Consider the following 13,434-nt stretch of genomic DNA (forward strand, 5'->3'; position numbering starts at 1 on the left):
CAGTTTTCACTGCCACACGGAGTCCGTCAGGACGACCAAATCCGTGTGGCATTTTTTATTCCATCAAATCATCAAGCGTAACAACAGAATATTCACCGCGACCTTTTCTTCTGTTTAAATAACATATTGTTATATTTCTAAATTCCCAGTTACAAAATTGACCGACCACTTTTTTTTTGTAGAGTAGTTTTTAGATAAGAAATTGATAAAATTATTCTTATCACAGGAGTTTATTCAATGAAAAAGTTTTTAAAACTTTGTCTGGCCGTAGCCGCTTTGGCTACTATATTTGGTTTTGCTTCTTGCTCGAATGGCAGCAGTGATGATAGTAACGATGTTCCTGCGACAACAACAACTACTGCTACTACTACTGTTACAACAAAGACTTTTACTATAGAAGGTATACCTTATGGATATAAAACAGAAAATGGGAAAGTTATTGAATCAGAGATAGTAACAGATACAGCAACTTATACAATAACTGTTTCAAAAGACGGTTCTGTAATAATGAAATACGGCAACAAATCTGTAAAAATTAGCAAAGACGGAACTACAATTACATATAATGATGGCACAAATGAATATACTGGTGTACTTAGATATGGTGTCATTACTTTGTATGATGGAGCAGGAAATACAGTTACAGCAGAATCAACATCTGAAACAAAAACAATTGCAGCAAAAACTACTGTAAAAATACTTAAATATAATGATACTGAATTAGACAATAAAATTTTTATGTACAAAAGCGATGGTGAATGGAACTATTATACTTTTAAAGACAACATGTGTTATGAGAATGATAGTCTTGAAAAAGCAAAAAATAATTTCGATATCTACGGTTATGACCGTATCGTCAGATGCAATAGTAAGCTTTATACAGCTAAAATATTTGAAAGAATGAATGGTAAAGAACTTTATGCAACTTTTACATATACTTACACAGGTGGATCTAGTGATATAGTATTAAACGAGGATGGAACAGGAACAATAACATTTAAGGAAGATGGAGAAGAAGATTCCTCTTTTGCTTGTACATTCACAAATAATAATGGCTTTGTTACTATTAAAGCAAATGTTCCTGAAATGGGACATATGTCTAAGATATATGCATATAGCGGAAAAGACCTTTATGAAATTAATGAACTTATTTTTGTAGAAAATCTAAATCTTTAATAAATCAATTACTGTACTTTCATTATAGGAAACAGGTGGCTGAATTCCTTCAGCCACCTGTTTTTTTTATTTCATCATATCATCAAGGGTAACTACAGAATATTCGTTTCGGTCTTTTATTCTGTTTTCTACACCGCTGGTAACGCCGTTTTTGGAAAAAATAATAAAATATTTTTTAGAGCGTTTAATGCAAAGTGCAGAGGCTTCTAAATCTGAAAGCTGCTTTTCATCAAATTTTTCAGAAGTATATTTACATTCGCAGATAGCGGCGTTTTCATCATCAAGGGCAAGAAGATCAATTTCCTCCTGCTTTTTTAGAACAGGGTTATTGCCCCACCAGCGGCCAAGCTCTTCGGCAAAAAAGGGCATTTTTCCATCATAAAACTGTGAACGAAGCCAGTCTTCGCAAATACCTTCAAAGCGGTGGCCAATAAAAGTATTAAGCCGTTCTTTTGAAAGCTCACGCTCATAATAAAGTTCCGGAGAAATAAGTCCGTTCAACATATTCTGCTTTTTAAATATGAACATAAAATAAAAGGAAATATAATTATCGCATATAGAATAAAGTGTATTCCGGCTGTTCTGCTTTTCTCCACAGGGAATTTCCTTTTTTACAAAACCAAGATTGCATAAAACATTCAGATATTTTGAAATTTTTGAAGCTTCTTCGCCAACCTTATCTTTTATTGTGCTAAAAGTTGAAGCACCGGCATTTATAGCCAGCATTATGTTTTTATAGAAATAAGTTTCTTTCAGTTCCATTCTAAGAAGCGTTTCAACTTCATTAAAAAGAACTCCTGTTGTAGAAAGACAATGCGTAATTATATTCTCTTTTATAGAACGTCTGTCATCAAAAAGAGAAAGATAAAAAGGTATTCCGCCAAGAATTGAATATGCGGTAACAGCATCTTCATTATTATAATTAGGAAAAAACTCCCTTGCCTCTTTGTAAGAAAAAGGAAAGAGCTTTAATTCAGCAGTTTTTCGTCCATAAAGAGGCTTTGATGAATTATCTATTATATCTTCAATTACAGACACTTCAGAGCCACATAAAATAAGAAAAATATTTTTCTTTCTAAGAATTGTATCTATGGCAATTTGAAGTCCTGAATCATAAGCAGGATTTGAATTATAAAGATAAGTAAATTCATCAATTATAATAACCAGGCGTTCAGAAAAATCAGTATTTTTTATAAAAGAGTATACATCACTCCACTTTTCAAAAGCCTTTAAAAATTCACCGGCATTAAGAACCTTATTCAGTTCTTCACAAAAATTCTGAACATTTGCTTTTTCTGAAGATTTATCGCCTGTAAAGTAAACTACATTTTTGGGGTGAATACCAGCAAAATGACCGAGTAAATACGATTTTCCTACCCTGCGCCTTCCGTGCATAATCAGCATTTCAAATTTATTTGAAGCATAAAGTTTTTCTAATAATGCAAGTTCTACGTTTCGACCTATAAAAAAATCTTCTGGATTAATCATTATATACTCCTAAGTAATATACTTTAAAGTAATATACTCTAGAGTATATAATATCATTTACTTGTTCCTTCTTCAACAAAAAAATTTCATCTGCCCACTTTCGTAAAAATCCGCTATACTAGCCCTATGAAAAATGACTTCAAGCTCTGTCCTATGTGCGGCAGTAAAAATATTCAGAATAAAAATGACCGCAAATGGTTCTGCCCGGAATGCGGTTTTGACCTTTACTGCAATGTGGCAGCTTCGGTAGGCGTTCTGATTTTTGATGACGAAAATAATTTTCTTTTTGAAAAACGCGCAAAGGAACCTAAGAAGGGCTTCTGGACTCAGCCGGGCGGCTTTATTGATGCAGACGAAAGTGCAGAAGAAGCTGTTGAGCGCGAATGCCGCGAAGAAATTGGCGCCCAGGTTACAGATATCCGCTATATTGGCTCTTACCCAAACACCTACGAATACAAAAAAATTACCTACAAAACCTGCGATATGTTTTTTACGGCAAAGCTTTCCGGCAGCGGAAGCTTAAAAGAACTTGCTGAAAAACTGAATGCCCAGGAAAGTGAAGTAGAAGAGGTTGTTGTTCAGAAAATTACAAGCGCTGAACAGATTGAAGAACTTCCACTGGCATTTGTTTCTACCCGTAATGCGCTGAAAGACTTTTTTAAGAGAGGCTAAAAATGGATATTATTTCTATTATTCTGCTTGCATCCTACTGTGCAATGTTTATTCTGCTTTTGACAATTCCCCTTCGCCGTCGAGCCCTTATGCTGCGTGCCGGCCGCCGCCTTTTTGCAATTCCAACTAAAAAGCGAACCTTCTTTAAGGGTGCTGCAATTATTCTTTTGTGCGTAGTTCTTGTTTTTGTAATTAAAACCCGCTACTTTTCTATTTTTGTTGATATTGCCTTCTGCGGAACTGCCATTCTTGGAGTTGAGTTTGTAGCCCGACTTTTTTCTGTAGCAACTCTCTGCGGAGCCTGGCAGAACGCTGTACTTTTGGACACAGAAATTGTCCTTTATGACGACATAGCCGTTTTCCCAATTCTACAGCTACCCCCGGAAGAGCAGAAAAACTACCCTGCCAACGTGCTTGTGGTAGAAACAAAATCCCGCGGCACTGTAAACCTGATTTTCCCTTCTGCCGAGCTCTGCCATAAGGTGCTGGAAGTAATTTTCACAGAACGCCCTGAACTAAAAGCTTAAATATGATTACTACAAAATGGGCTTGCGGTCGTAAAGCATGGTTCAAAACGTAAATAAAGCGTGTATCACGCTTTATTATTACATGCTGTTTGTGGTAAAGAAACTATAGAGTTCGTCGCTTTCGCGACGCTCCACAAACAGAATGTTTTTGCCCCATGCTTAACTCCCTCCGCCCAGTTTCTCTTAAAATATTTCAGTTTTATTTTGATAAAATTACTATTTTACACCACGAGCCCCTAGACAAGACTTTCGTTAACTGATATAGTAACAACACAGTTTTGGTGTGGTACCCAAGCGGTAAGGGATCGGTCTGCAAAACCGTCATTGGTTGGTTCGACTCCAATCCACACCTGAGAGAATAAAAAAGACAGTCCAGTGGACTGTCTTTTTTATTCTTGATCTTATAAGGCAAAAAATAAATATTTTTGCTCGCAAAAATATTTATTTTTTGGACGAGTAGATTTAGCCTTACAATTGGAAGAATATATTTTTACTTTGGTAAATTCTTACAATTGCAAATCGCATTTTTTACCTTGTAAAAAAAATTACACCGTAAGCCCGCGTGAGCGATAGTAGCGGCGCGAAGCGTTCGTGCAAACAGAAAAAATGCCCAATAACTTTTGCATGCAAAAGTTAAGCAAACGTAAGGGCAGTTTGGAAGTTGAAGGACAGATTACGACGTTTGCAGGAATGTAGCGACAGCGGAACCGCGGATAGCGCGACCCGAAGGGGCACGCCCTAAAACTCGTCTCTTCCATCACGCAGAGGCAAAGCCCCGTGATGATTATATATATCAAGCCGGTAACTTTTGTTGCCGGCTTTCTTTTTGCCTTTACAAGTTTTGCGCGATTACTTACAATAATAATATGGTAGTAAGTTTGATTTTTATTCTTGCGCTGGTTGTTTTTCTGGCGGTATTTATTGGTCATAATATTTCAAATGTCTGCACCTTCTGGTTTTTTAAGACTTATACAGATTTGCCGGTAACAATTCTTGTTTTTATTGCATTTGGCTCGGGAATTGTACTTTCGCTTTTGTGCGTGCTTTTTGCCCGCCTGAGAAAGTCGGATGAAGAAAAGGAAGTTCAGGCTGCCAAAACAAAGGTTCAGAAGGCAGAGGAAAAAGAGCGCAAGCTTCAGGAAAAGAACGACAAAAAAGAAGCTAAAATTGCAGCAAAAGAGGCAAAGGCTTCTAAATCTAAAAAGGCAAAGCCGGAGGACGCAAATAAAACTCTGGAAATGTCTGCTGCCGATTTGCAGAACATGTCAAAATAATTACGGCCAGTCCGGCGGTTTTTGAGGGGAAAATATGAAAAAACTTGTTGCAACTGCTGCTGCTTTTCTTGCAGTTTTGAATCTGTTCGGAGCGGAACTTAAGGCTAAAAACGTTACTGCCGAAGCTGCCCGAAAACAGGACGTTGATCAGGCAATTCATTACCTTAAAAATCAGGTTTCAAAAATTACTGAACCAAGCGAAAGACGCGCGGTTTATATTTTTATGGCATCGCTGCAGGAACAGCTTTCCCTTTACGGCGATGCTCAGATTTCTTACGCTTCGGCAGCTTCTATTGCAGCCCTGGATGCCGAAGACATGCCTAAAAAATCTAACGAACAGCTGGTTCTGGATGCAGTCCGCTGTGCCCTTAGCGGCGGAGATGCAGACACTGCAGATTCCTATCTTAATTCTGCCGTTCGCAATTCTAAAAATCCCCGGGTTCAGGCTTATATCAAATTGTATTCCCAGTGGAGTAAACTTTGCCGCGCCCAGACTGCAGAAGATTTGCAGGAGCCTATTCTTCTTTTGCAGGCCTACCGCGGAATGGAAAGCATGAGTTATGTTCAGCCGGCAGTTCTTTTGACCCTCTGGTATCTTACCGGTGACAAATCTTATTCTGTTGAAATTACCGGCCGCTATCCTAAATCTATGGAAGCGGCAGTTGTAAACGGCGATGTTCAGCTGCTTCCTACCCCTTTCTGGTTCTTTGTTCCTAAAAAGGGAGTTGCCGAGCAGGGCACCGGAAGTTACGCTGTGGCAGAACTTCCAAAAGATGAGCAGAATGCAGACGGTAACGGGGCAATTTCCCTCGCCCTGCCGGAGTCTGTAAAAGATGCTGCTAAAAATGCCGGCGCTGCTGCCAGCTCTACGGCTTCTAAACTTCAGCTGGGACTTTTCCGTACCCAGAGTAATGCAGACGCTCTTTCTAGCGAAGTAAATAAAAAAGGCTTTAATTCTTATGTAACTTCCGAAACCCGCTCCAGCGGCACAACATATTATCTTGTTCTGGTAAATGACCCGGACGGCTCGGTTGCAGATAAACTGAGAAATAACGGTTATGAGTGTTACGTTGTAGAATAAGGTAAGGGGAAAGCCTTCCCCTCGCTCCAGCCAGCAAGCTGTCTTCCGCTACCCCTTCGCCTAAGGCTTCGCCCTAAAACCCAGCACCACCGGAACCTTTCTTCTAAAGGGTGCTTTAATCGCCTTTTCACCGTTTACAACCATCTGAGCCGAGTGACCGCCGTCAAACTGCATGGCAATTTCCACATCTAATTCCTGAAAAATCTCTGCGCAGTCACCATAAGACATTTTTTTTGCGCACATTATTAAAAGAGTTTTTCCGCTGTCGCAAAGTCCCACGGCTATGCGGTAATCTTTATGGTCAATAAAGTCATTTTTTTTCCCATCCCGGAGAATTGTCCAGAAACCGCCGACGGCAATATAAGGAAGTTTTCCTTCACTCAAATCTATTTCTTCCTGGCTGTCAAAAATCTCTGCCCGAAAGCCGCTTTCTTCCTTGTAAAATGCAAGGGCAGCATATTTTTTTACGGCAGGAGAATAAACTTTCCCGTCATCAATCAAAATCCCGACGGGCTTTCCATCTTTCTTAAAAGGCAGGGTATTAATTACAATCTCCGCCCTGCTCTGCCTTGCAAAAGCCCGGGGACTTACAAGCTTAAAGTCAGGCCCATTTGTCATAATCTGCAAATCTGCAGATGTAAGGTCGATTTTTTCTATTGTATATGACGCTGAAGTCTGTGAATTTTTAGAGAACTGGAGCTGAGTTGTACGGCAGGACGAAATTAAGAGAATTAGAAATATAAAGAAAACTGCCCGCAGCGCTTTGCCCGGCTTTATCATCCTTCTCATAAACTGTTTTCTTTTATAATAACCTCTGCAATTTCAGTAAGTGACGGAACTTTTGCAAAAAGAAGTTTGCATAAATCAGCATCCGGCTGATCCTGATCCGGCACCATGCAAACCTTACAGCCTGCCCTGCTGGCACTGGTCACTCCGTTTGGAGAATCTTCAACTGCAAGACATTCAGAAGGCGCAAGGGAAAGTTTCTGGCAGGCATACTCATAAATATCTGGGGCTGGCTTTCCGTGTTCAACCATTGTAGCAGAAATAAATTTATCAAACTCCTGATCAATGCCAAGCTTTTCCAGATAGCGCATTGAACGTTCTATTGGAGAAGCAGTTGCAATTGCACGAAGGATTTTATTTTCCTTAAGGAAGGCAAGGATTTCTTTTGCGCCGGGACGGAGCTGAAGACCACGCTCGGCAATCATTTCTTCCATAAGTTTTTCGCGGTAAGAGCGGACTGCCTTGTAGTCAAAATTCGGGTCACCGCTGAGTTCTTTCATGTATTCAGGAGCATAAGGGCGGCCAAGGGAACGGAGAGTAAGTGCCTGCTCGTCTGTAAGAGTATAGCCAAAATGCTCAAATGCCCTGGGCCAGCAGATGCGGAAGTATTTTTCCGTATCTATGAGAGTGCCGTCTAAATCAAAAATTACTGCTTTAATCATTACAGTCTTCTTTCGGCACTCTCAAGAGTATTTTGCATAAGCATTGCAATTGTCATTGGCCCTACTCCGCCTGGAACTGGGGTGATGAAGCTTGTTTTTTCTTTCAGATCATCAAAATCGCAGTCGCCTACAAGACGGAAGCCTGATTTTTTGCTTGCATCCGGAATACGGTTTACGCCTACGTCAATTACAACAGCGCCGTCTTTTACCATATCGGCGGTAAGGGTGTGAGGGCGGCCGCTGGCTACAACAATGATATCTGCCTGGCGGGTAATTTCTGCCATGTTTTTAGTTCCTGTGTGGCACATTGTAACAGTGCAGTTAACGTCTTTGCGGGCCAGAAGTGCTGCAACAGGCTTACCTACAATATTTGAGCGACCAATTACTACTGCGTGCTTTCCGCTGGTTTCAATTCCAGCCTTACGAAGAAGTACAATTACTCCGTGCGGTGTACAAGGAAGAAAGCCCGGTCGGCCAATCAGCATATTTCCTACGTTTACAGGGTGGAAACCGTCTACATCTTTTTCCGGTTTAATTGCCATAATTACTTTATCTTCATTAATATGCTTTGGAAGTGGCAGCTGAACAAGAATACCGTGAACGCTAGAGTCGGCATTAAGTTGGTCAATCAGTTTAAGAAGTTCTTCTTCAGAAGTTGATTCAGGAAGATGAACGCTGCGGTCAACCATTCCAACCTCGGCAAGAGCCTTCTGCTTACCGGTAACGTAACTTACGCTGGCAGGATTTTCGCCAACAAGAATTACAGCAAGGCAGGGAGCAATTCCCTTTTCCTTAAGCTGGCTAACTTTTTTTGCAACATCAGCGCGAACATCAGCAGCAACCTGTTTTCCGTCAATAATTACAGCACTCATAGTAACTTTTTCTCCACAACTCTGTTTAATTGATAAATATCGCTAAAATCTATATGATGTAGCATAGTAAAATTTTTTAAATAAAATATCCATATAAAAGTAAAAGGAAACCCTATGAAACGCATTATTTCTCTACTGTTAGTTCTTTCGATTTTTGCGGGCGCTGTTTTTGCACAGGAAGACGACGGTCCTGATATCTACGAAGATGATTTTGAATACTTACAGAACGGTCCTGGTGATCAGTTTTTGAAAATAGAACTTGGAGCAATTTTCCCGCTCAATTTTGGAGACAAACTCTGGCCTGGTGTTCAGGCTACAATCGGTTACTACAGATTTTTGAACCAGTGGCTTGCTCTTGGAGGCGAAATTTCGGTTTCAAGCGAGTTCTCAATTGGTAACAAGGCTTTGTTCATGGTTCCAATCACCTTTGGTGTAATGTTCCAGCCGACAGTCAAAAAGTTTGAGTTCCCAATCTTCCTTACAATGGGTATTGCTGACCACACCTGGGCAAACGCAACCTACTTCCCTGCCTTTACAATTAAAGCAGAAGCTGGTGCCTTCTACCGTTTTACAGAAGCCTGGTCTTTTGGTTTAACAACCTTTGTAATGTGGTCTGTTGAAAAAGCCCGCGGAGATTATACTCACGGATGGTTTGAAACCGCCTCTCTTGCAGCACGCTACCACTTCTAATCATTTTACAGGACTTAATTATGAAAAAACTTAAAAATATTTTTGGCGCACTTCTACTTGCTTCTTCCCTCTTTTTCGCAGGCTGTTACAATGCTGTTTTTTATGAAATTCACCAGGACGTAGAATCTGAAGATGCTACTGTTTCTGGAACAATAAATCAGATTACCCGCTATACTTTGCAGGATAGCAATAAAACAGAATATCTTGTCTGCAATGCTGACGGTGGTCTCCGCTATAAGCTTGCTTCAAACCGCAGTCACGGTTCATGGTCTACTTACGACTACCTTCCTTTCAGCCTCCACTCTTATGATTATTATGCTACAAGTCATAACGGTGAGCAGATTATTCAGGTTCTTGCTGACAAAACTCACCTTTACCTTTTGACCTGCGTTTATTTTGATGATAATGATGAAGGTACGGTTGCTCCAAAATACGTAAAACTCTGGACTGCAGAAATTTCCGACTGGAATTCTGATCCTTCATGGAAATGCATTAATACCTCTACTTCAGAAACTGCCGGACAGATTTTTAAGGTATATAAAAACAGCAGCTCCGGATATTATTATTCTGCCTTCTGTATTTTCAGCACAAACAGCATTAATCCAGCAAACCGCAAAGTTTATGTAAGAAGCGGAAAATATGGTGCTTACTATGCAACAAAATCAAAAATCAGCACAAGCGAAATTCAGAAACCGGTTTATTATGAAGTAGATCCAGACGCAGAAAATGGTGTAAAAGAATTAACAACAATGCCTACAACTTGGAGCGGAGGTTCTGTAACAACATCATATACAAGCATCAATGTTTGTTCTGCTGCATATTTTAATAATCAGACAAATTTCTTCACTGGGGCAGCAGCTGTAACTAATGAAAAATATACAGACATGACTTACACAGACCTTGCTTCAAACTTAACCTACACAGAACCAGATTGTGTTTACTGGGGCTCAGGTTCAACACTTTATTACAACAATGACTTTACAGCTACATCTGCAAAAGGCTCAATCAGTGCCAGCCACAATATCAGCGCTCTTGCTGTATGTGCAGACTCAATTTTGATTGGTATGGGTAACACTTCTGCTTACTCAAGTTCAACTTCAGGCGGAATTACCCACTCATATCTTTCAAGCGGTGTACCAACAGGAACAACAGACTTCTCAACAAACGCTGCATCTCAGATTTCTTCAGGCTACATTGTATTCTCACTCTTGAACGCAAACCCAGCCGAAGATGAAACTGCAAGTGCCCTCTACGCTTCAATCGGCTTCTGCGGCACCGGTTCCTCAACCGCCGTTTCCTACAGCAGCGTAGGTTTGTGGTCTTACTACCCTAGCCGCGGAAACTGGAACCGCGAGTAAGCTGAAAGTTGTAACGAAATTTTAAACCTTGGGAAATGCAAAAATCGCGGGAGGGCGCAGGCTGCGATTCAAAAACACTTTGATTGTGATGGTCGCGATAGCGACCAGTCCAATAGTTTCTTTGCCACAATCAACGTGTAGCGCGATATCGCGCGGTTTTGAATCACAGACTGCAACCGGTAGCGATTTTTGCGTTTTAAATCATTTTAGTTTATACTATTTTCTATGGCAGATGATTTATTTACACAGGCAAAACGTTCTACAGAGCCACTTGCGGCCCGCATGCGTCCCCGCAACCTTGACGAGTACATCGGGCAGGACCACATAGTTGGAAAGGGTCGTCTTCTTCGCCGCGCCATTGCGGCAGACCAGCTTACATCTGTCATTTTTTACGGACCTCCGGGCAGCGGTAAAACCACCCTTGCCCGGGTAATTGCCAATCACACAAAATCAAACTTCATTACGCTCAATGCCGTTCTTACCGGCGTTGCAGACATACGCGATTCTATCAAAAAGGCAGAGGATTTTTATAATCTTTACAGCCGCCGCACAATTCTTTTTGTAGACGAAGTTCACCGCTGGAACAAAAGCCAGCAGGATGCCCTTTTGCCATGGGTAGAAAACGGAACAATCATTTTGATTGGTGCAACTACCGAAAATCCTTTTTTTGAGGTAAACAAGGCTCTTGTAAGCCGTTCCCGCGTATTCCAGCTTAAAGCCCTTACAAAAGATGATTTAAGAAAGGCAGCAAATCAGGCGCTGAACGACACAGAACGCGGCTACGGCCACTGGAAGGTGGAGTTTGAAGACGGCGCCCTGGAACATCTTATTGAAACCGCAAACGGAGATGCCCGCTCGCTTTTGAACGCCCTGGAACTTGCCGTTGAAACTACGCCGGAAGTATGGAAGCCATATGATGAGCCTCCGGTTCCTGCCTGGGGAAGTCAGATTTACGTTTCTAAAGAAGCCGCAGAGGAATCAATTCAGAAAAAGGTTGTCCTTTACGACCGCGACGGCGACTACCACTACGATATTATTTCAGCCTTTATAAAATCTCTTCGAGGCCGCGACCCGGATGCAGCCGTTTACTGGCTGGCCCGCATGGTTCGTGCAGGAGAAGATCCTCATTTTATTTTCCGCCGCATGCTTATTTCTGCCTGCGAAGATACAGGTCTTGCAGATCCTATGGCAATTTCCGTAGTTGAATCCTGTGCCCAGGCTTTTGACCGCGTTGGAATGCCGGAAGGCCGCTACTTTCTGGCTCACGCAGCGCTATATCTTGCAACAGCAAAAAAATCAAACTCCAGCATGGCCTTTTTTGATGCCCTCAGTGCCGTTGAAAAAGAAGATATTGAAGTTCCAAATCATCTTAAAGATTCTTCCCGCGATGCAGAAGGCTTTGGACACGGTGCCGGCTACCTCTACCCTCATGCTTACCGCGACCACTGGGTTGCCCAGCAGTATTTACCGGACAGCCTTGTCGGCCGAGTATTTTATACACCAAGTACCCAGGGCTACGAAGGTCAGATTCGAGATGACGTACTTTCTCTTCGTGAGATTCAGATTGCATCAATCCTTGAAAAAGCAAACTCACCGGACGACATAAACATAGACGAGCTTGCAACTGCCCCGGAAGAAACAGGTTCTATAAATCTTATGCCGGAACAGGGAACCCGTTCTCCTACCGCAAAATCCTGTGCAAAATCAGAATTTGGAGAAAATCCAATCAGCCAGTGGTGGATTAACGAGCATTTTAAGAGCGGCGACGGCAAAAAGGCAGAAAACCTTACCTTCAGTCCAAAGGATGCTTCAAAGGATGTCATCTTAAACCGGGCCGACCGCTTCTGGCAGCAGCGCCTTGATTCGAACCGGGCCGAAGTGCTTCTTGGAATCCGCGACAGCATGATTTCCATGGCGGAGCTTGCCCGTCACCACCGCTCTCTTGTCTGGAATGCAGATAACGGCCTTCTTTTATGGGAAGTTGCAAGAAAAACTCCGGAAGGAGTAACCTGCGGAGTCTGCCGCACAGAGCAGGGAAAACAGATTCTGGAACAGTATGGCCGTACACTGGGAACTCTTGACCGCCCTATATTAAAAGTCCGGGGAAAGACCATGTCTCAGGACTTTATGACCGAAAAAGATTTTTACGATGTTCTGGTTCAGTTCCAGTATAAGGGAGCTCTTTTTGACCGCCTTTTCTTTGTTGACCCCTTTGCCTCAGAAGCTTCGATTATTGCCCTGGCAGATGGAATTAAGGGTGTCCTCACCCCACAAAAAGTTGAAGCAGATATTTTACAGAACGTCCTTTCCGAAAGCGAAACTCCAATGGTTGCCTCAGACGACGAAGTTTTTGCCTGGGAAAGCCCCCTCGCAAAAGGCTGGTCTACAATTGTCTCTCAGAAGATTCCATGCAAGGGTCAGCACATAGGAAAATTAGTTTCCCAGCAGATTTTGACGGCAGAAACTTTGGGTTCTTTTGCCCCGATTCTTGATAAAATGGAAGAAGCTGAAGAAGAATTCTTTGGAAATACTGATAATCCTCTTTTCAGCTGGGACGGAACCTTTATTGCAAACACCTTCCGTAAGCGTGGTCTTACCGTAAAAGCCGCCACCCAGGAAGTAATAGAAAAACGCCGCATTACGCCGGACGATATAGAAAAATGGTTCAACACCGAGTCAGCCTACGGTGCCAAAATGTGCGATGCAGTCGGCACCTCCGATTTACAAAAAATCGTAAACCTGCTTCTTGCAGCATGCTCAAAAACAATTTTCAACTGGAAAAGCGAAATTACTTTCTTACGGGTTTCAGCTTCTGAATAACTTTTATTAAGAATTTCAAAATATCATC

The 13,434-nt window shown here is 41.7% G+C and carries 12 protein-coding genes and 1 tRNA gene; 9 read left to right on the forward strand and 4 right to left on the reverse strand.

The window, feature by feature from the left end; genetic code table 11:
• The first annotated feature begins 237 nt into the window (after window positions 1-237).
• Complete coding sequence (locus MSI_RS14635) at window positions 238-1,176, forward strand: hypothetical protein (protein WP_009103095.1); 939 nt, start codon at window positions 238-240, stop codon at window positions 1,174-1,176.
• A gap of 66 nt (window positions 1,177-1,242) precedes the next feature.
• On the opposite strand, the gene MSI_RS01920 is transcribed toward MSI_RS14635, so the two are convergent.
• Window positions 1,243-2,664, reverse strand: a complete 1,422-nt coding sequence (locus MSI_RS01920; protein WP_039923953.1) for an ATP-binding protein — start codon at window positions 2,662-2,664, stop codon at window positions 1,243-1,245.
• A 126-nt stretch (window positions 2,665-2,790) separates the two neighbouring features.
• On the opposite strand from MSI_RS01920, the gene MSI_RS01925 reads away from it, so the two are divergent.
• The 5 genes from MSI_RS01925 to MSI_RS01945 all read left to right on the forward strand — a co-directional run bounded on the left by MSI_RS01925 (window position 2,791) and on the right by MSI_RS01945 (window position 6,218).
• Entirely contained in the window at window positions 2,791-3,336 is a 546-nt protein-coding gene (locus tag MSI_RS01925; RefSeq protein WP_009103098.1) for an NUDIX domain-containing protein, read from the forward strand.
• 2 nt (window positions 3,337-3,338) lie between these two features.
• Complete coding sequence (locus MSI_RS01930; RefSeq protein WP_009103100.1) at window positions 3,339-3,863, forward strand: hypothetical protein; 525 nt, start codon at window positions 3,339-3,341, stop codon at window positions 3,861-3,863.
• A 280-nt stretch (window positions 3,864-4,143) separates the two neighbouring features.
• Window positions 4,144-4,215 (forward strand) — tRNA-Cys (locus MSI_RS01935).
• Window positions 4,216-4,729: 514 nt separating this feature from the next.
• Entirely contained in the window at window positions 4,730-5,137 is a 408-nt protein-coding gene (locus MSI_RS01940) for a LapA family protein (protein ID WP_009103103.1), read from the forward strand.
• 34 nt (window positions 5,138-5,171) lie between these two features.
• Window positions 5,172-6,218 (forward strand): SPOR domain-containing protein, encoded by a 1,047-nt coding sequence (locus MSI_RS01945; protein WP_009103105.1) that lies wholly within the window; start codon window positions 5,172-5,174, stop codon window positions 6,216-6,218.
• Window positions 6,219-6,278: 60 nt separating this feature from the next.
• Here the strand turns inward: MSI_RS01945 and MSI_RS13750 are convergent, their stop codons facing one another.
• Genes MSI_RS13750 through folD form a run of 3 tightly spaced genes read right to left on the reverse strand, consistent with a single transcriptional unit; the run spans window position 6,279 to window position 8,538 of the window.
• Window positions 6,279-7,007, reverse strand: coding sequence for a phosphodiester glycosidase family protein (locus tag MSI_RS13750; RefSeq protein WP_009103107.1), 729 nt, complete (start codon window positions 7,005-7,007; stop codon window positions 6,279-6,281).
• A complete protein-coding gene (locus MSI_RS01955) occupies window positions 7,004-7,666 on the reverse strand; it encodes an HAD family phosphatase (protein ID WP_009103109.1) in 663 nt (220 codons plus the stop codon). Before MSI_RS01955 ends, MSI_RS13750 begins: the two co-directional genes overlap by 4 nt.
• Window positions 7,666-8,538, reverse strand: coding sequence for a bifunctional methylenetetrahydrofolate dehydrogenase/methenyltetrahydrofolate cyclohydrolase FolD (folD, locus tag MSI_RS01960; protein ID WP_009103111.1), 873 nt, complete (start codon window positions 8,536-8,538; stop codon window positions 7,666-7,668). Before folD ends, MSI_RS01955 begins: the two co-directional genes overlap by 1 nt.
• A gap of 114 nt (window positions 8,539-8,652) precedes the next feature.
• Between folD and MSI_RS01965 the strand changes: the two genes are divergently transcribed.
• The 3 genes from MSI_RS01965 to MSI_RS01975 all read left to right on the forward strand — a co-directional run bounded on the left by MSI_RS01965 (window position 8,653) and on the right by MSI_RS01975 (window position 13,406).
• On the forward strand, window positions 8,653-9,228 hold the full coding sequence (locus MSI_RS01965; RefSeq protein ID WP_009103113.1) for a TP0733 family outer membrane beta-barrel protein: 576 nt from the start codon (window positions 8,653-8,655) through the stop codon (window positions 9,226-9,228).
• Between the two features lie 20 nt (window positions 9,229-9,248).
• Window positions 9,249-10,586, forward strand: a complete 1,338-nt coding sequence (locus tag MSI_RS01970; protein WP_009103115.1) for a hypothetical protein — start codon at window positions 9,249-9,251, stop codon at window positions 10,584-10,586.
• 225 nt (window positions 10,587-10,811) lie between these two features.
• A complete protein-coding gene (locus MSI_RS01975; RefSeq protein ID WP_009103118.1) occupies window positions 10,812-13,406 on the forward strand; it encodes an AAA family ATPase in 2,595 nt (864 codons plus the stop codon).
• The last annotated feature ends 28 nt before the right edge of the window (window positions 13,407-13,434 follow it).

It is taken from the genome of Treponema sp. JC4 (genome assembly GCF_000260795.1).
Lineage (GTDB): Bacteria > Spirochaetota > Spirochaetia > Treponematales > Treponemataceae > Treponema_D.

What these genes read in the sequence shown, in the direction of transcription:
- MSI_RS13750 (WP_009103107.1), bottom strand. Translation starts at nt 7,007, where the DNA reads ATGAGAAGGATGATAAAGCCGGGCAAAGCGCTGCGGGCAGTTTTCTTT.
- MSI_RS01945 (WP_009103105.1), top strand. Translation starts at nt 5,172, where the DNA reads ATGAAAAAACTTGTTGCAACTGCTGCTGCTTTTCTTGCAGTTTTGAAT.
- MSI_RS01930 (WP_009103100.1), top strand. Translation starts at nt 3,339, where the DNA reads ATGGATATTATTTCTATTATTCTGCTTGCATCCTACTGTGCAATGTTT.
- MSI_RS01970 (WP_009103115.1), top strand. Translation starts at nt 9,249, where the DNA reads ATGAAAAAACTTAAAAATATTTTTGGCGCACTTCTACTTGCTTCTTCC.
- MSI_RS01925 (WP_009103098.1), top strand. Translation starts at nt 2,791, where the DNA reads ATGAAAAATGACTTCAAGCTCTGTCCTATGTGCGGCAGTAAAAATATT.
- MSI_RS01965 (WP_009103113.1), top strand. Translation starts at nt 8,653, where the DNA reads ATGAAACGCATTATTTCTCTACTGTTAGTTCTTTCGATTTTTGCGGGC.
- MSI_RS01955 (WP_009103109.1), bottom strand. Translation starts at nt 7,666, where the DNA reads ATGATTAAAGCAGTAATTTTTGATTTAGACGGCACTCTCATAGATACG.
- folD (WP_009103111.1), bottom strand. Translation starts at nt 8,538, where the DNA reads ATGAGTGCTGTAATTATTGACGGAAAACAGGTTGCTGCTGATGTTCGC.
- MSI_RS01940 (WP_009103103.1), top strand. Translation starts at nt 4,730, where the DNA reads ATGGTAGTAAGTTTGATTTTTATTCTTGCGCTGGTTGTTTTTCTGGCG.
- MSI_RS01975 (WP_009103118.1), top strand. Translation starts at nt 10,812, where the DNA reads ATGGCAGATGATTTATTTACACAGGCAAAACGTTCTACAGAGCCACTT.
- MSI_RS14635 (WP_009103095.1), top strand. Translation starts at nt 238, where the DNA reads ATGAAAAAGTTTTTAAAACTTTGTCTGGCCGTAGCCGCTTTGGCTACT.
- MSI_RS01920 (WP_039923953.1), bottom strand. Translation starts at nt 2,664, where the DNA reads ATGATTAATCCAGAAGATTTTTTTATAGGTCGAAACGTAGAACTTGCA.